Annotated in this window: 12 protein-coding genes and 1 pseudogene; 4 read left to right on the forward strand and 9 right to left on the reverse strand. The window is 48.4% G+C overall.

The genetic code is table 11. The features are described from left to right. Positions 1-83: 83 nt before the first annotated feature. The 6 genes from FXO21_RS19420 to FXO21_RS19445 all read right to left on the reverse strand — a co-directional run bounded on the left by FXO21_RS19420 (position 84) and on the right by FXO21_RS19445 (position 7,598). On the reverse strand, positions 84-1,517 hold the full coding sequence (locus FXO21_RS19420; RefSeq protein ID WP_149643551.1) for a TolC family protein: 1,434 nt from the start codon (positions 1,515-1,517) through the stop codon (positions 84-86). Then, positions 1,507-4,713 carry an efflux RND transporter permease subunit gene (locus FXO21_RS19425; protein ID WP_149641643.1) on the reverse strand — a complete coding sequence of 1,069 codons (3,207 nt, stop codon included), beginning with the start codon at positions 4,711-4,713 and terminating at the stop codon, positions 1,507-1,509. Before FXO21_RS19425 ends, FXO21_RS19420 begins: the two co-directional genes overlap by 11 nt. Before the next feature lie 22 nt (positions 4,714-4,735). Then, positions 4,736-5,818, reverse strand: a complete 1,083-nt coding sequence (locus FXO21_RS19430; RefSeq protein ID WP_149641644.1) for an efflux RND transporter periplasmic adaptor subunit — start codon at positions 5,816-5,818, stop codon at positions 4,736-4,738. 123 nt (positions 5,819-5,941) lie between these two features. Further along, positions 5,942-6,352, reverse strand: a complete 411-nt coding sequence (locus tag FXO21_RS19435; RefSeq protein WP_149641645.1) for a hypothetical protein — start codon at positions 6,350-6,352, stop codon at positions 5,942-5,944. 237 nt (positions 6,353-6,589) lie between these two features. Then, complete coding sequence (locus FXO21_RS19440; protein WP_149641646.1) at positions 6,590-7,267, reverse strand: DUF3575 domain-containing protein; 678 nt, start codon at positions 7,265-7,267, stop codon at positions 6,590-6,592. Between the two features lie 79 nt (positions 7,268-7,346). After that, complete coding sequence (locus FXO21_RS19445; protein ID WP_310586915.1) at positions 7,347-7,598, reverse strand: carbon-nitrogen hydrolase family protein; 252 nt, start codon at positions 7,596-7,598, stop codon at positions 7,347-7,349. 267 nt (positions 7,599-7,865) lie between these two features. On the opposite strand from FXO21_RS19445, the gene FXO21_RS19450 reads away from it, so the two are divergent. The 3 genes and pseudogenes from FXO21_RS19450 to FXO21_RS19455 all read left to right on the forward strand — a co-directional run bounded on the left by FXO21_RS19450 (position 7,866) and on the right by FXO21_RS19455 (position 9,478). Next, positions 7,866-8,258 (forward strand): hypothetical protein, encoded by a 393-nt coding sequence (locus tag FXO21_RS19450; protein WP_149641647.1) that lies wholly within the window; start codon positions 7,866-7,868, stop codon positions 8,256-8,258. Beyond that, positions 8,242-8,484, forward strand: a pseudogene (locus tag FXO21_RS29285) (hypothetical protein); the annotation flags it as partial. The gene FXO21_RS19450 and the pseudogene FXO21_RS29285, both read left to right, overlap by 17 nt. A 487-nt stretch (positions 8,485-8,971) precedes the next feature. Next, on the forward strand, positions 8,972-9,478 hold the full coding sequence (locus FXO21_RS19455; protein ID WP_149641648.1) for a hypothetical protein: 507 nt from the start codon (positions 8,972-8,974) through the stop codon (positions 9,476-9,478). A 70-nt stretch (positions 9,479-9,548) separates the two neighbouring features. On the opposite strand, the gene FXO21_RS19460 is transcribed toward FXO21_RS19455, so the two are convergent. Beyond that, positions 9,549-11,417, reverse strand: a complete 1,869-nt coding sequence (locus FXO21_RS19460) for a M61 family metallopeptidase (protein ID WP_149641649.1) — start codon at positions 11,415-11,417, stop codon at positions 9,549-9,551. A gap of 179 nt (positions 11,418-11,596) precedes the next feature. Here FXO21_RS19460 and FXO21_RS19465 point away from each other — a divergent pair, with 179 nt between their 5' ends. Further along, complete coding sequence (locus FXO21_RS19465) at positions 11,597-12,598, forward strand: 2-hydroxyacid dehydrogenase (RefSeq protein ID WP_149641650.1); 1,002 nt, start codon at positions 11,597-11,599, stop codon at positions 12,596-12,598. Between the two features lie 111 nt (positions 12,599-12,709). Here the strand turns inward: FXO21_RS19465 and FXO21_RS19470 are convergent, their stop codons facing one another. Beyond that, positions 12,710-14,296 (reverse strand): RagB/SusD family nutrient uptake outer membrane protein, encoded by a 1,587-nt coding sequence (locus FXO21_RS19470; RefSeq protein ID WP_149641651.1) that lies wholly within the window; start codon positions 14,294-14,296, stop codon positions 12,710-12,712. Positions 14,297-14,306: 10 nt separating this feature from the next. Beyond that, complete coding sequence (locus FXO21_RS19475; RefSeq protein ID WP_192579260.1) at positions 14,307-17,804, reverse strand: TonB-dependent receptor; 3,498 nt, start codon at positions 17,802-17,804, stop codon at positions 14,307-14,309. Positions 17,805-17,903 lie beyond the last annotated feature (99 nt).

Genomic DNA, 17,903 nt, shown 5'->3' on the forward strand with positions numbered 1-17,903 from the left:
CGTAACCAATATTTAGCACAAAAAGCCTGAATGTCACATTCCAGGCTTTTTGATTAACTAAAAAACGCTTCTTCTATTTACGGTCAATTCCAGCCGCCACCCAATGCGCGATAGATATTGACCGTTGCATTCATTTGCTGCATCTTGGTTTCTATCAGGTCGAACCTGGATTCCAGGGCGTCGCGCTGGGTTAGCAATACTTCCATGTAATCGGCTCTCGCTGAGGAGAAAAGTCGGTTTGATATAGTGATCGAAGTGGAAAGCGCCTGTACTTCCCGGGATTTGGTGTCATAACTTTTTTCCAGGTTGCTGATCTTCGACAGCTGATTTTGTACTTCAATATAGGCGTTCAAAATCGTTCTCTCATAGTTGTAAACAGCCTGGATCTGGCGCGCATTGGCGTTGGCGTAAGCTGCCCTGATCGCATTTTTGTTGATCAGCGGGCCGGCCATATCACCAATCAGCGAAGCGATCAGCGATTCGGGCAGTCGGGTCAGGAACACCGGATTAAATGCCTGTAATCCGACACTCGCACTGATCGCCAGGGAAGGGTAGAAATTGGCCTTCGCCACGGTCACGTCCAGCTTGGCGGCTGACAGATCAAGCTCGGCCTGCCGCACATCCGGGCGGTTTTCGAGCAGTTGGGAAGGAATACCTGCCTGCATCAGGTCCGGAACTAGCTTTTCGAAAGTCTGGTGGTCGCGCTGAATAGGCTGTGGGTACCGGCCGATCAGGAAATTGATCCGGTTTTCGGTCTCCACAATGCGCTGCTGAATGTCGTATTGCAGGTTTTGCGTGTGTAATACCTGCGCCTGAAACCGCGTCACGGCAAGCTCTGTGACCCGCGTCGCTTCTTTTTCCATTTTAACAATCCGCAACGCATTGCTCTGTATCTCAATGTTCTTTTGCAGGATTTCCAGCTGGTTGTCCAATGCCAGCAACTCGTAATAGGAGTTAGCAATTTCAGAGATCAGATTGGTCGTCATGAAATTCTTGCCCTCCACGGAAGACAGGTACCGGGTCAGTGCGGCCTTTTTGGCATTCCGGAGTTTATGCCAGATATCGACTTCCCAGTGCGCAAAAGCATTAACCCGAAAGTCGGGCAGGAATTCGGGCGTTTCTTTTCCGGGCTTGATATCGGTAGTTGCTTCACTGGCGCCTATGTTGGTGTACCGGCCGCGTTTTTCCACGCCCGCTCCGCCTCCGAGCCCCACAAAAGGAAGGTATTCTCCTTTCCGGGCCTGGATTTCGTTGCGTGAGATCTCAATTTCCTGCATGGTGATGTTCAGCTCCTGGTTGTTGTTCAGAGCCGAGTCGATCAGCACATTCAGGTAGGGATCTTTAAAAAAGGTTTTCCAGCTTACTTTTCCCGTGTTGGCAGATTCCTGTGAGTTGTTGTAGCTCACAGGTACAGTCTTGTTTTCGGTTTTGTGTACCAAAACGGGCACACTGCAGCCGGTGTATGTCAGCGCGGTGACCGTGATCACCGCCCAGGTTACTATTCTGTTATTGCGCATCATTTTGGGTTTCTTGAGTTTCGGGAAAAGCGTCGACTGCGTGGACAAACTGTTCGGTCAGCGAGCTGTCTTCTTCATCCCTGATCATTTTTCTGCCATCGGCGAGGCTGCCGAATATGTAGTAGAGGCCGGGGATAATGATTACCCCGAAAATGGTACCGAACAGCATCCCGCCCATGGCCGAAGCGCCGATCGTCCGGTTACCGATCGCGCCGGCGCCGGTTGCAAGGATCAGGGGGATCAACCCTGCAACGAATGCGAACGAGGTCATCAGGATCGGTCGGAAACGGACCCTCGCGCCTTCAATAGCTGCATTCAGGATCGTTTCTCCCTGCTGCCGCTTCTGAACCGCGAATTCTACGATCAGTACCGCATTTTTACCCAGCAAACCAACCAGCATGATCAGTCCGATCTGAGCGTAAATGTTATTTTCCAGCCCCATCAATTTTAATAACAAAAAGGAACCGAACACCCCGACAGGCAGCGAAAACACCACAGCCAGCGGGATGATGAAACTCTCGTATTGTGCAGCCAGCACGAAATAGACGAATGCCAGTACGATCAGGAATACGTAAAGCGCCTCGTTCCCGCGGCTGGCTTCATCGTAGGACAGCCCTTCGAAGGCGATGTCGTAACCTTTGGGAAGTGTTTTGGCAGACACTTCACGAATGGCTTGAATAGCATCTGCCGTGGTATATCCTTTTGCAGGAAGTCCCTGGATAGATGCAGAATTATAGAGGTTGAACCTGGTGATCTCATTCGGGCCCTGGCCTTTTTTAAGCTTCATGAATGCCGAGTAGGGTACCATTTCTCCCGTATCGTTTTTAACAAAGAGTTTTAAAAGATCTGACGGAAGCCTGCGGAATGCGGGGTCGGACTGTACATACACCTTAAAGAACTGGTTGAACTTGATAAAGCCCTGCTCATAGGTACTACCGATCATGATATTAAGGTTATCCATGGCTTTGCCGATCGATACGCCTTTCTGCATCGCGAGCTTGTTGTCTATTTCGAGCTCGTACTGCGGATAATTGGCAGCGAAGAAGGTGAAAAGGCCGGTCAGCTCTTTCCGCTTGCCGAGGTTCTCCATGAATTCTTTGTTGATTTTATCGAACTCACTGTAATCGGTATCTGTGTTTTTGTCCAGCAAACGCATTGAAAAACCGCCCGAGGTACCAAAACCGGGAATGGCAGGCGGCTCGAAAAATTCGACCGTAGCACCAAGTCCTTTCGATTCTTCTTCCAGTTCCTCCATGATCTCCTTCACATTATGCTCGCGCTCCGACCAGGGTTTGAGGTTGATCAGACAGGTACCGGCATTGGAACCACGTCCTTCGGTCATGATCTCATAACCTGCGAGGGAAGAAACCGACTCAATGCCGGGAACTTCCTCGCAGATTTTTTGCAGGCGGCGGGAAACTTCATTGGTTTTTTCCAGCGTAGAACCAGGAGGTGTCTGGATGATCGCGTAGATCGTGCTCTGGTCTTCATTCGGAATAAAACCTGCGGGCAAAATCTTGTTTTCGTAAGCTATCCCGGCACAGAAGACGATCAATATCACGAATGTGAGTACTCTCCGGCTTACGATCCTTTTAAGCAAACTTACATAGCCGCCTGTCAGTTTGTCGAAGCCCCGGTTGAAACTGTCGAGTGCTTTGGTCAGCAGGTTTTTCTTCTTTTCGTGCCCGTGGTGGTTTTTCAAAAGCATCGCACAAAGTACCGGCGTGAGTGTCAATGCGATCAAGGCAGAAATCACGATGGAACTGGCCATGGTAATGGAAAACTGGCGGTAAAAAGTACCCACCGGACCCGACATGAATGAGATAGGCAGGAACACCGAAACCATCACCATCGTAATCGCGATAATGGCCCCGCTGATCTCGCCCAATACCTTTTTCACCGCGCCATAAGGTGATAAATGCGGCTCTTCTTCCATCTTGGCGTGCACCGCTTCCACCACCACGATCGCATCATCGACCACAATACCAATGGCTAGTACCAATGCGAAAAGCGTGATCAGGTTGATAGACAGCCCGAATCCCTGAATTACAAAGAATGCACCGATCAATGAAACGGGTACGGCGAGGATCGGGATTAATGTCGAGCGCCAGTCGCCCAGGAATATGAATACGACCAGTGCGACGAGGATAAATGCATCGCGCAATGTATCGATCACCTGTTCAATAGACGCGTCCAGGAACTGGGAAACGTCGTAGCTGATCTTGTAATCGACGCCGGGAGGGAAGGACTCTTTCATGATATCGAGCTTTTCCTTCACTTCCTCGATCACGTCGCTGGCATTACTGCCGTAATTTTGCCGCAATACGATCGCAGCAGAAGCTTTGCCATCGAGATTGGAATAGATATCGAAAAACTCACTTCCCAATTCGATCTTGGCGATGTCTTTCAGGTGGATGCTTTCCCCTTCAGAGTTGGCGCGGACGATGATGTCCTCATATTCCTTCGGCTCACTGTACCTTCCTTTGTAAGTCAGCACATATTCCAGCGATTGAGCGGCGATACCTGAGCTTTGTCCGATTCTGCCGGGGCGGCCGATGATACTTTGCTCACCCAATGCCTTCATTACTTCCTCTGTGGAAATATGATAAGCCCGCATACGGTCGGGATTGAGCCAAACGCGCATCGCGTACCTCCGGCTACCCAGGATCTGCGCCCTTGCAACCCCTTTTGTCCGCTGGATTTCAGGGATCATTTTGACGGTAGCGTAGTTGAAAAGGAATTTTTCGTCAATGCTCTTATCCTTGGAGTAGAGGTTGACGTACATCAGCATACTGGGCTGGATTGGCGTAATGATAACCCCTTCCCGCTGAACAAGTTCCGGCAGAAGCGGCATTACCTGATCGACCCTCGTTTTTACGCGTATTACCGCATCGTTAGGGTCGGTCCCGGGCTCAAAGATGATCCTCAATGTGGCCTCGCCGGCGCTGGTTGCATCCGTAGCAATGTAACGCATGTCCTGCACCCCGTTAATAGCCTGTTCCAGCGTGATCAGGGTCGATTTGACCAGTACATCTGCGCTGGCGCCGGGGTAGGCGATGAATATATTGACGGTGGTAGGAGCAATGTCAGGAAACTGGGAAATGGGTAACTTTTTGATAGCCAGTATCCCGATAAAGACTATCATGACCGATATCACAATGGCGAATACGGGCCTGCGTATGAATTGATTGAACATGTCTTTTGATTTTTATACCAGGTTACTCGGCATACAGACTTAAATTGGAAATCACCGAGTCGGGCTGTACGAATTTTGTGTGTACTTTCTCGTTCTCATGTACCTGCCGCAAGCCTTCCAGCAGGATCTTGTCGTCTTTTTTCAGGCCGGAGCTGACGGCGAATATGTGCGGCAGCTCTGCCGCGATCGTGATTTCCCTTGACCTGATCACATTGTTTTTGTCCACGACATACACATATTTCTTGTCCAATACTTCGAAAGTGGCTTTTTGAGGAATGATCAGGGCATTTTTGAACGGTACTTTCACCAGCACATTGCCTGTTTCTCCGTGTCTCAGCAACTTTTTAGGGTTTGGAAATGTAGCCCTGAAGGCGATATTGCCCGTTTCGTTGTTGAAATCGGCTTCAATGGTTTTTACTACGCCCGGATATTCAAACATTTGCTGGTTGGCCATCTGCAGGTTCACTTTCAGCATCTGATCTTTTTTCTCGTTCGCTTTATAATCGAGGTATTCCGCTTCCGGGACATTGAAATAAACCCACATTTCGCTGTTATCTGAAAGGGTTGTCAGCAGGTCTCCCTCGTCCAGCAAACTTCCCAGCCTGACCTGAAAATGGTCCATGATGCCGTTGAAGGGCGCTCTGATTTCGGTGAAACCCAGGTGCGTCTGGGCGAGACCTAACTCCGCTTTTGCCTTGTCAAGCTTTGCTTTGGAGAGTGCAAGCTCATTTTTGGAAACTACGTTACTGTCTGCCAGGGATTTGGTGTTTCTAAACTCAATCTCCGCAAAATTGGCTTCTGCCTGTGCTTTTTGTGTTTCAGCCTCATAAAGCATGGGCATGATTTTGAACATCAGCTGGCCTTTTTTTACAAACTGGCCTTCGTCTACATAAATGTTCTGGAGATATCCTTTTTCCAAAGCCCGCAGCTCAATGTGGCTGATCGCACGGATCTGGCTTACATACTCTTTCGTAATCAGTGTGTCTTTTTCCAGAGGGCTGGTAACCAGGAATTGGGTTTCTTCTTCCTTTTCTTCTTTTTTGGATTCACAGCTTGTGTTGAACAACATTGTGCACAAGCCGATGACCATGAGGATTCTCTTCATGATGTTTTTTCTATTTGATAAAAATTTAGTTCAGGTAATTTATTGTCGGAGAATCCATTAAGCAGTACCGTCAGGAATAACCAGTTTTCAAAAGCGGGTTTTGACTTTTCTCCGTTGCCGGGATCAAATCCTGAATACTTTCAGCAATAGGTATATGCGGTAGGGATAGGAAAGCCGCTGTGCGTTTATTGGTAATTGTTTCCCGGTGCTGGCAAGAAAGAGATCCCTCGCCCCGCTATAAGAAGGAGCGAAGCAGCTACGATCGCAGCTATACGTTTTACCAAATGGAAGGCTGAAATTTTCTTCTTCCTTTTCTTCAACATAAATTTTGTCCCGCAACTTGCGATCGGTGACGCCGTAACCTGGGATAAGGGTATGGCGGTGCAGGTCGTACCCGAGGATAGCGCCGGCCTGAGAGACTTTCTGCCGGGCATACCGGACAATATTTTCGTGGGTGCTGGCAGTTGCGAAGAAGTGCCCGGTCAGGACGATCAGCAAAAACGGAACGATGTATTTCCCCGCTGCTTTAATCATCTGATTCAAACTTAAATGAGATGACCGGCAGGCTCATTCGGGAAAATCCGGTGATGACGATCCGGGTCCATACCGTTGGGGCGGCTGGATTAAATTGCGGGGCGAAATTTTTCATCATGGAGTGACCTTCAAAACTTTAATACAAAAAGCGCAACTCGCCCTTAATAAGAGGTTAAAAGCAAGTTAAAATCGCATTAAAATTTGGTTACACCCCTTTATTTGCGGTTAAGGACGGGCTTATTCCTCCTTTTGCCACACCAGCAACCCGAATTTCACCCCAAAGGAGATAACCGGCGTGAATTTCTTTCCTGGATAAAAATCCTCGGGATCAAAAAAAGGATCATAAGGGTCCTCGGTCGGATTTTCGGTCTTTGTATAACGGACATTGGTCCGCGCCAGACCAAGCCCGGTGTACATATCGATCGTCAGTTTTTCGGGGACGAGAAATTTAACACCTATTTTCCAGACCAGTCCCATTTTCTTTTTACTGAAATGTGAGCCGTCGAACGATACCATCGTAGTATCGGACAGGTAGTAAGAATCCTTCCCTAATTGCCGGTTCACGCTGGAAACAAAACCTTCGGCAGCCAGATACCAGCCCAATGTCTCTCTTTTCAGCCAATAGAATTTTACCTCCGGGCGGATTTCCATCATCCTGTAACTCCTGGAACTGAACAGGCTCAATGGCGTCCTGCTAAAAGTAAAAGCTTTCATTCCTGCACCCACGCTGAGTCCATAGCTCCACCGCCCGCCTGTCATCAACTCGCTCCCGATCCGCACCGAAGGGTCGGGGAATGCCAGTGCGATAGGCATGAAGTGGATATCCGCATTAGGCTTATATACTGGTTTTTGTGTCTGCCCAAAGCTGGTCGCGGAACAGCAAAGAGCCATTAAAAAAAAGGAGAAATTTTTCATAGCCGGATACAGAAGTTTCTTGAAAGAAGTTTTGTAGTTGTAAAGTTACATTTTGAATGAATTATTACAACAATATGGGCTAGCTCAGCCAGGCTACTTTTTGTTCCGGGTTGTGCGTTGCGCCGATGATATCCCTGTAAAGAACGATTTCGGTTAGCTGGGCCCGGTCCAGTTTTCTCGCGAAAGTGTATCCGGTAACTGAGCATTCGTGGAACGCGATAACCTGTGTGCCCTGCGCCGCCGCTGCAGGTCTGTCAATCGCTTTCAGGTTGTATTGTTTATCACGGCTCCGGTTTTCAAACTGAGCGGTTGCTATTTTCAGGTTCTGCATTTATATTGTCTTTTTAGTTTCTTGGAACTGCAAAAATGAATAAGAAACCATTGATTTCGTAGCTCAACTTTGTAATGGTCATATTTTTATAAATACCTGAATTTATATATATTGTATATATAATTAAATATGTAACTTCTTACCATATCTTATTGATCAAGCATGAAAAAAATACTTACCACTCATCCACTAGCGATGATTATTGGTTTGTAAAATAAGAACGCGGAGTATCTAAGAAATTAATTTAATATTAAACAGTCCTAATTAATGAAAAGCTGGGTCTCTTTTTTAAGCCTATTCTTTCTTCTTTCCTGCCATAAGCCGGATGAATACGATTTTGAGGTCGAAACAGGGAAAATAATCAAAAAAGTGGCTTGTGATAATAATAGCAATTCCGAATACTGGCTTGTACAATTTGTCCCAACCAAGGTATCCAATAAATCATATGGGGCAACTATTGATTTGGATTCCAGAGTCTACGACAACGTTGTACTAACGGATTATGATCTTGAAATTCAATCTGCGGACACTTCTGACATTTATCTTTTGCATTTTAATTTGAAAGAGGATCCCAAAATAACATGTAGGATTCCCTCAAATGAATCGGTCATTATTCCCTCGGTAAACATTAAAAGGGTCTCCATTGCCGAAGAAAAATAGTCTTTTACTCACTACTCAAGGCAGATTTCCGGCGATTTCTAAATCGGTTTTTTGGAACGAAATCAACACAGATGGTAATTTTAGATTTTACCCTAATAGATCTAAAATGTCAGATATATTGATAATTACCCTTTCGCGTTTGGCCGGATCCATATCAATAAATTCGGAGAATTGGCTTTTTGGTAAGCTTTGCTCCGGTTATCCGAAACTGTTTCCAGACTTAATTTAGGGTCAAAATTTGAAGTTGAGCGTTGGTATGATCAAATAGGTACGATTTACAAGTTTTCTGAGCACAATGATCCTTTCGCTTTGTTGCCAGAGTCTTGCGATCGCACAGGCAACAAAAGATAGCGACAAGATTCAGAGAACAATTTCTCAACACGGGCGCAGAAGGCCATACGCGAGATATCCGGCGAAAGTATCCAAAATATCAGGAGGAACCGGTTGCGATAGGGCAGCAGAAAACACTCGATAACAATGATAAGAAAATTTAGATTGCCAGGCTTTTTGGCAAAAATGAACTGGATACTGCCACGATTTCAGAGGATCTCGACAATGCGAGGGCTTCATTTGCTGTCGTCAAAAAAGGGACTTATCACCGAAAAATGAGGCGTGCAGGCGCATCGTAACCTGAGCGTTTTAGCGGCCATAATTACTCAGCTCCCCGAAGATATGTCGCTCAGAAAAGCGCAGGTCGGCAAAATGCCGAGCGGGTGGTCAGGCACAGGTATGTGCTGAACTCACTTTCTACGGATTCGCTTTTATACGCCTTGTCTTCCGATTCCGCCAAGATCATTTCTTACCTCAGAAAGTTACAACTATCTAACCTGTCTATCGGCCCGGTTGATTTCCTGATTGATAAGAGTGTCGTAAAACCGCAGGATATGCAGGCGAAGATCGATCCGCTGGTTTTTGAGCTGAATTTTGCAGCGGAGGGCGTGGAAGCAGAAAAAGAAAGATTGTCGCGCGTGCTTTTCAAGCGTGAGCTTGGAAATATCTGGACGCCGGTGCCTGCGTCAATGCCATTTGCAGAAATTGTCCGCACTTCGTTAGCCAAAAGAAAAATGGCATTCAACTCCTACGCAAGCCACAATGTGCCCGGCTTGTTTATACTGGCTGCCTCTTTGTTGGTGAGTGTCGTCTTCCGGCGGTCACTTAGGAGCCGGTATAATGAACAGCTGGCATTGGGAGGGCCGGCCGGATCGAATCGCGCTGGCTAAGGCCAGTACCGAGAGGAGCTGCATTTTTTTCATCGTAGTTTTCATTTGGCTTGTATTCGGTCGAGTAACACTATCTTTTCAGCCAGGCCTGGTTCAATGCAGTTTTAGACTGATCCTTAAACCGGAAACCGTCGCCGTCGGAATAGTTCAGCTTGACGGTGCCTTTGAGTTCGAGATCCGTGCCGGCCCGGTTCACTTTCACTATCATCGGGCTTCCTTCTTCGAGGTCGTAACCCATATAAACGATACCGTTCAGGTCGTCGGGGTCCATCTTTAACCCGTTGATTTCTACAAATGCATCATTGTTTTTAATGCCGAGATTATTGTAAAATTGATTTGCACCGTCTACCGAATCCGCCAGGATCTTTGTTCTCGTTGCGTCCAGCTTGATATAAGGCTTGCCTTCTATCATAAAAACGACCGGTTCTGGAAGAGGTACTATTTCCTTTTTTACTCCAACTTTATTCATAAAGTCTTCGTAATGAATTTGTTCTCCTTTTACGACGTGATTCTGAAGGTATTCCCCGATTGCAGGGCTGGTCAGTTTTGTAATTTCCGGAATCAGCTGGTCGTCGTCGAAAGGTTTGGCGGGACCGTAGGTTTTGGAGAGCTCGCCCATCAGCCACAGCAGCCCGCGCTCACCCCGGCTTTCTTCCCTGATCAGAATATCCAGGCACATCGCAATCAGCGCACCTTTTTCATACACATTGGGATATTGCGACTTCATTTTTTTATCCAGGACCTGGCGGCTCATTTCCGTGAAGGAGAGTTTGTCGTCGTATTCACGCGCGTTTTCAACCTTTTTTGCGATCAGGTCATAAAACTGGTTTTCGTTGATCAGCCCCTGGTTAACCTGAAAAAGATTTGCAAAATATTCGGTTACACCTTCATAAAACCACAAATGCTGGCTCATTTTCGGGTTATTGAAATCGAAATAGTGGATTTCTTTTGAATGGATTTTCAGTGGGGTGATGGTGTGGAAAAACTCGTGACTGATCACATGGATCAGGTCTTTACTTCTCATCGGGTCGCGAAACACGGCGACCGTTGAGTTGTTATGTTCCAAAGCACCCAGGCCTTTCGCATCGTCACCGGCGCCGGAGGAAACGTAGGTCAGCACGGCGTATTTCTTCGTGTCATTGATCGGCCCCAGAAATTTCTTCTGAGCCCTCACCATTCTTTCGAGGTCGGGGCGAAGATCCGCGGCACGTACCGACCCGCGTCTCGAATATACGCCCAGCAACACCTCCATGCCATCTACATTGAAGCGCGAAGTGTCCGGAGCTGCATACATGATGGGGTTGTCGACTATATCCGGATACCTTGCAACATTAAAAACATCCGACTTTTCGTCGTTTTCAGCATCAATAAGCGCGGTGGTTCCGTACAGTCCGGCAGGGTGGGAGACGGTAACGCGATAAGGTTTTTCAAGCTGATCGGTAAAATACCCGACAAAGCCCGCGAGGTTGAGCATAAACTGCTTACCAGTGTCGATATTGGTTCCTGCGGGCGAAAAAATGGTTTTCCCTTCTTCTGTAAATGTTCCGTTGTCTTCCTCCGAATCGAAAGTGTCATTGACCAGATAGGAAATCTGTGCCAGTTTTGTCGCGTTTTCGATCACAATCGTATTGGAGTCTGTCCGGGAGGTTTTCAGCTCTTTTCCGTTTTTATCAAATGCCTTGATATCTTCCACGTACCTGCCGTAATCGGCTACTGCGTAGGTGCCGGGAATGATTTTCGGAAAATGGTAGGCAATGGAAGAGGTCTTTTGTTTGGGCGGCGTCACCTTGACCCTCACCCGGTCGGAATCGATATCGACGAGGTCTATGGACACCCGTACTTCGTCGCTGCCCGAAACTTTCCCGCCGGCATTTTTGCTTGCAGAACAACCGCAAAGCCAAACCAGGGCAAATGCGGGAAGTAAATTCTGTAACTTCATAAGTGGATTTTAGTTGATGCCTGCAAGCGGCTAATTGGGTGCGCTGTCAGTTATGGACGATATTTTAGAGCCGGATGAATGTTAAACGGTTTATTAATATTTGTAAACAAAATAATCGAATTAATTTGTCACCTGAAAACTATTAAAAAATACATCGGCAATTCATACGATAATTTTAAATGAAGATACTCTTCTTTTCCGCCAAGCCTTACGACCGGCAGTTTTTCGATCGGTACAATAGAGACCACGATTTTCAGATTGAATACCTGGAAACGCATCTCGGGCCGCATATTGTCAATGCGGTAGGGGACGATGTCGGCGCTGTTTGTGTATTTGTCAACGATAAGGTAAATGCCGGGGTGATCGCCGTGCTCGCTGCAAAGGGTGTGAAGATTATCGCATTGCGTTGTGCGGGTTTCAATAATGTCGACCTGGAAGCGGCGCGGTGGCATGGAATGCGTGTTTGCCGTGTCCCCGAATATTCCCCGCAGGCCGTAGCTGAGCATGCCGCAGCGATGATACTGACGTTGAACAGGAAAACGCACAAGTCCTACAACCGGGTTCGGGAACAGAATTTCTCACTGAACGGTCTGTTAGGGTTCAATCTTTTCGGGCGCACGGTAGGCGTGATAGGAACCGGTAAAATCGGCGCTGCTTTTTGCAGGATCATGCTCGGTTTTGGTTGTAAAGTATTCGCCTATGATTTAGCTATTAATGAAGAGCTGCGCGAGGCAGGCGTTTCGTATGTTCCGCTTGACGAATTGCTGCGCGGTTCCGACATCATTTCCCTGCATTGCCCGCTTAATGAAAAAACGCATTATCTGATCAATGAAAAAACCATTGCACAGATGAAGAGCGGTGTTTCTCTGATCAATACCAGCCGGGGCGGGTTAATCAATACGATCGATGTGATCCAGGCACTGAAAAATAAACAAATCGCCTATCTGGGGATCGATGTGTACGAGCAGGAGGAAAAGTTGTTTTTCAAAGATTTGTCCGGAAGTATCATCGAGGACGATACCATTCAGCGCCTGATGAGCTTTCCAAATGTGCTGGTTACCGCGCACCAGGCATTTTTCACGGAAGAAGCACTTTCTGAAATTGCCCGGGTAACTTTGGAGACGATAAGCGCACTTGCGAAAAACGAAGCCCCAGCAAACGCAGCCGCCATTTTGATTTGAACAGCTGTAATAGTTTGCAGGATGGATTTTGAGGCTGAAAACTGCTGCATACAGAAAAACCCCGGCATTTAGCCGGGGTTTTTTAGCTAATACATATCCATTCAACTTATGCTATTGGTATCCGTTATTCAGGCTTTTTTCCACAACAGGAACGGGCCAAACGAATGCCTGAGATGTGTAGGGCGTAGTCCCAGGGCCGCGGTCACCATTTCCGACAGGCACTTTGAGCGCTCTGAGATAGTCGATCCGGTCGCCTTCACAGAACATTTCGATGAGCCTTTCGTCACCGATCATTTGCTCGGTAATATTCCCCTCGGTCACAAAATTGGGTGACTTTTCATAGGCGACACCAGCCACCCGGGCATCCCAGGCACGCTTGCGGACTATATTCAGATCAGCCGCCGCCTGCTTTTTGTCACCGGCTTTGAAGGCGCAAATTGCACGGGTAAGGTACATTTCCGCCAGCCTGATCTGGGGTACATTGGTGTAACCCGCAGCCGGCCCGCGTGCCGACTTATCCGACACAATCGTGCGCCAGGTCAGGTTTACGCGGGTTTCGTAATAGCGGCCTTCCACGCGTTTTGCTGCCGGAACATTTGCCGGTTCCCGCACAAAGCAAAGCTGTGTGAAACGCTTGTCCCTTTTTGCCGCGATACCAATCGTTGCATCCGCTTTCGGATTGGCCATCCAGCCCAGCCTTTTCAAGGTTTCGTAATCCACATGCGTAGCTGTCCAGCCGCAAACGGTTTTCTGGAACATATTGGCAAAGCACGTCGAGTGCAGGTTTTGCTTGCCGTAGGTAAGGTCGTAGCTCGGTATGTACATGATCGTCTCCTTCCCGCGTGCCAGTGCGCTTTTGTTGAATGCCTCGATCGGATCTTCGCTCAGGTCATAATCCCCGCCGTTCTGGTCGATCACGAAAGAAGCAAACTCGCGTGCTTTCGGATAGTTTCCCATCGCGAAATGGGCACGCGAAAGCATGGCCGCCGCCGCAAATTTGTTGGCCCGGCCCGCCTGATACGACGCATGCATTTTACCCGCTATATAACGTTCCGGCAGCATCTGGTAAGCCTTTTCGAAATCTGCAATCACCTGTTCCCATATCTCCTGCGTGGTCCCGATCTTCGGTGTCGAAGCGTCCTGGTAGGAGCTGGCTTTCGTCGTACGCAGTGGGATCTGTCGCGTATCATTCGGCCCGCCGGGGACGTAGGCCGTGCAGAATGTAGTCGCATTCATATAGTAAGCGAAGCCTCTGAGAAAATGCAATTCGCCCACGATCCTGTCAAGATTGTGTTTTTGATCGTCGGCTGAGATTTTCGGGAATGGCGCGCCTCCGGCATCTTCCACAAATTGCAATGCATCGTTCACCGAGGAGATCGCATTGTAACAGGTGTTGAAAATATCGTCCGTCCAGGCTTTATTGGCCTCCGTGTCACGGTACCAGCCCCAGGTCCCGTCGCCCGGTGTTGCCCAGGCCACGTCGTCGGCGATCGCATTTTTGTATAAATACCAATAATTAAAAACATTTCCCCAGTCTCCCTTTGCAAACATCAGCGCGTAGGGCCCGATCACGGCGCGGTCAAATTCAGTGAGCTTTGTCCAGGGACTTTGTACCGGTCTTTCCAGTTCGAAAAAATCCTCGTTTTTGCAGGCGCTGATTTGTAGCAGCAGCGCAGCGAGTAGTAGTATCTTTTTCATATTCAATGATTTAAAATTTGATCGATGCGCCTACGGTAGCCGAGAAAAGTTGTGGCAGGTCCCACTGATATACCGTGCTCTGGCCTTCCGGGTCCCAGCCGGGATATTGCGAAATAGTATACAGGTTTTCAAGCGTGGCGTAAATCCTCAGGTTCTGGAACAATTTGCGCTCCTCCGACCGGCGCGGTACGGAATATCCCAGCGAGACGGATTTCAGCTTTACAAAATCTCCTTTATACAAAAACTGGTCGGTATAAATGCGCGGATCACCCAGGCCGAGGATCGAGCCGTCTTCCATTTTTACATTTCCTTTCCACGTCAGGCGCTGGTATTTGGCCACATCGCCGGGTTTTTTCCAGTAATTGTTATAAACCTCCTGCAACTGCTCTCCGTTGGAATTCTGCACCACAATGTCCCGCATAAACGTGTCATAAATGTAGTTGCCACCCGAAAAAGTGACCAGGAAGCTGAAATCGAATGACTTGTAACCGAGCCGGTTGGTAATGCCTCCGTAGTATTTCGGAATGCCGTTTTTGTTTTTGTGATGAAACATATTGGCATTGGCATTCGCGCTGTTGGAGATCAGCAGTACATCCTGTCCCTGCGCGTCTTTTAACCGGCGTGTTTCACCCGTTTGCGTGTAATGTTCCTTATCCAGGGCATACAGCTGCGAAATGCCCGTTTGCGGGTCTACATGGGCGAAGTCTGCCAGATAATAGTCACGTACCGGATACCCGACTTTCGAAATAAAAGGAAGCACGGCCATTCCGGTTCCCGCCTGGTCGACCTGTGGCGTTAGCTTTTTTACTTCGTTATGATTGAAAGCGAGGTTTAAAGTGGTCTGCCATTTCAAATCGCGGGCTTTCAAATTGGAAGAAGTCACATTCAGCTCGATCCCTTTATTTACCAGATCGCCGATATTGCCCCAGATAGAGCCAATGCCAGACGATGGAGGCAGCGTGCTGGCCAATAGCAGGTCTTTCACATATTTGTTGTAGTAGGCGAGCGAACCATTGATCCGGTTGCTGAAAAAACCGAAATCAACGCCCGCGTCGAAATTGCTGGTTGTTTCCCAGGAAAGATTTTTGACGCCGATCGACGTGATGACTGTTCCGTTGGTCGCAAAAACATCCGAGCTGCCATAAGAATAGTTGGTCGCATAATTGGATACATCCAGATAGCCCGGGATACCCGCATTGCCGGTTTGCCCGTAGCTGCCCCGCAGTTTGATGAAATGGTTTCTCCCAAAATCACCCATAAAAGCCTCGTCGGACAATATCCAGCCGGCCGAGAATGCCAGGAAGTTGCCCCAGCGGTAGTCGGAAGTGAACACCGAGGAACCGTCGCGGCGCATGCTTATACCTGCCAGGTATTTGTCCTTGAACTTGTAGTTGGCCCGCCCAAAATACGCCAGCAGATAACGTTCCCCATTCAGTCCCGAAAACATCGTCGTCAGATTCGCCGGTGTGCCGAGCTGCTGGTAATTCCCGACCAGGTTCTGGCCTTCCATACTGCGGTACCAGGTCGTGGATCGCTGGGCTTCGGTGCCTCCCACGAGGTTGAGAGAATGGTCGCCGAAATTTTTGTTGTAGGTAAGGAAGATGTTGTAGTTGATGTTTTTAGAGGTCGAAGCATTGTCCTGCGCCATTGAACCATTGGAACGGATCGCGTCGGAAACCCAGAAATTACGGTTGGCCTGCACAAAATCCATCGAAAGCTGTGTCCGAGCCGATAGCCCTTCCAGGAACGGAAAGCGGTATTCGGCATACACATCCGTCAATACCCGGTACATATCCAGCTGCTCCACCATATTGGCGGGGTCGCTGCTTGCGCGCGGATTTCCGGTATAGGGATTGTAGTAGAACGCCGGATTTTGAACACTGTAAACGGGCTCAAAGGGTACTGTAATAGTATTTACAAAGCTAAAACCGCCGTTGGTACCACTCTTGTTTCCGTCTTCGCTGGCTGTCCCGTTCTTGCCACGGTTTCCTTTGGACATGGACAGATTGATCTTTGCGCCTACATCGAGCATTCTCAATGGCTTCATGTCGATGTTGGCCCGTACGCCGAAACGTTCGAGGTCTTCGTTGGTCATTACGCTTTTGTCCTTCCTGTAATTTCCTGACACATAGTATTTTGTCAGCTTGTCTCCGCCCATAATGGAAACGTTGGCATTGTGAAAGCTGCCGGTGCGGGTCATTTCTTTCCGCCAGTCTGTATTAATGGACTCTGCCTGCTGGCGGGTGAGGAATTCCGTGGCAAATGGTTTACCCGAATAGAAATCGCTCATTTCAAACGGGCCAAGTCCGTAAGCCTGTTTGGATTCGTCTTTCATCTGGAACCATTGCTGTGTGTTCAAAAATTTGACCCTTTGAAACGGCAGCTGCGAGATACCGGTGCTGTAATCGAGATTGACCGTAGCCTTTCCGGTTGCGCCCGATTTTGTCGTCACCATAATCACCCCGTTCGAGCCGCGGGAACCGTAAATCGATGTGGCTGCGGCGTCTTTTAAAACCTGGATCGATTCGATATCCGACTGGTTGATCAGCGACATCGGCGACTGCGCGGCCGAGCCGTTATTGTCGATCGAAATATCTGTGAGTATCGGTACGCCGTCGATGATCCAAAGCGGACTGGTACCCGCGCTGATGGAGCTGAGGCCGCGGATGGTGATATTGACGGGCGCACCAAGTCTGCCCGAGGACGATTGTACACTGATACCCGAAGCCTGGCCCTGCATTAAGGAGCTGAAATTGGTCGAACCCGACGGAGTTTCCAGCACATCAGCTTTAATCGTTGAAATACTCCCGATCACATCCTTTCTTTTCTGCGAACCGTAACCTACCACCACCACATCTTCCAGTGCTTTTTCATTCACCTTTAAAGAAATGTCTATCGTCCTTCGCCCGCCTACGACCTCTTCCTGCGAAATGTAGCCTACAAATGAAAATATCAGAGTGGCTTGCTGGTCAGGTACTTCCAGCTCATACGCACCGGATACGTCGGAAACCGTTCCGCGCTGCGTTCCTTTTAGCACGATACTCACACCGGGTAATGCACTGCCCGCCGGATCGGTGACCGTGCCCGATATTTTAAGGTCTGCGTCGAGGTAAGTCTGGTCGTCATCGCCCGGTTCCGCATTTTTTTCTGCTTTATCCAAAACAATCTGCCTTCCCGATACTTCATAGGTCAATTGCAAAGGTTTAAGTAATTTTTCAAGCACGTCGGCCACCGGTGCATTCGTCAGATGCAGGCTTACCCGCCGGTCTGCGTTGATAACCCGCGAGCTGTAAATGAATTTAACATTGGAGTTCTTTTCAATAAGCTGCAATGCATTCCTGAACTTCTGGTCCACGATCCTCACCGAAATGGTCTGGCTGAGCACATCCTGCGCCTTCATCGTGCCCGCAGAGGCGACGCCCATAAATGCAACAAGCAGCAGGAGCTGGTAATAAGTAAGTTTCATAGTCGTCCACAACAGATGTTGTAATCGTTCCTTTCTTTGCATACTTTCGTTTGTTAAAATTTTGAGAGATTTTGACATACAGATCCGGTCATCTGCCAGGATGAATCGGATCGGCGGGCCGGTAAAGCTTCAACTTTGCCG

Origin of the sequence: Dyadobacter sp. UC 10 (assembly GCF_008369915.1) — a bacterium.
Taxonomy (GTDB): Bacteria; Bacteroidota; Bacteroidia; order Cytophagales; family Spirosomataceae; genus Dyadobacter.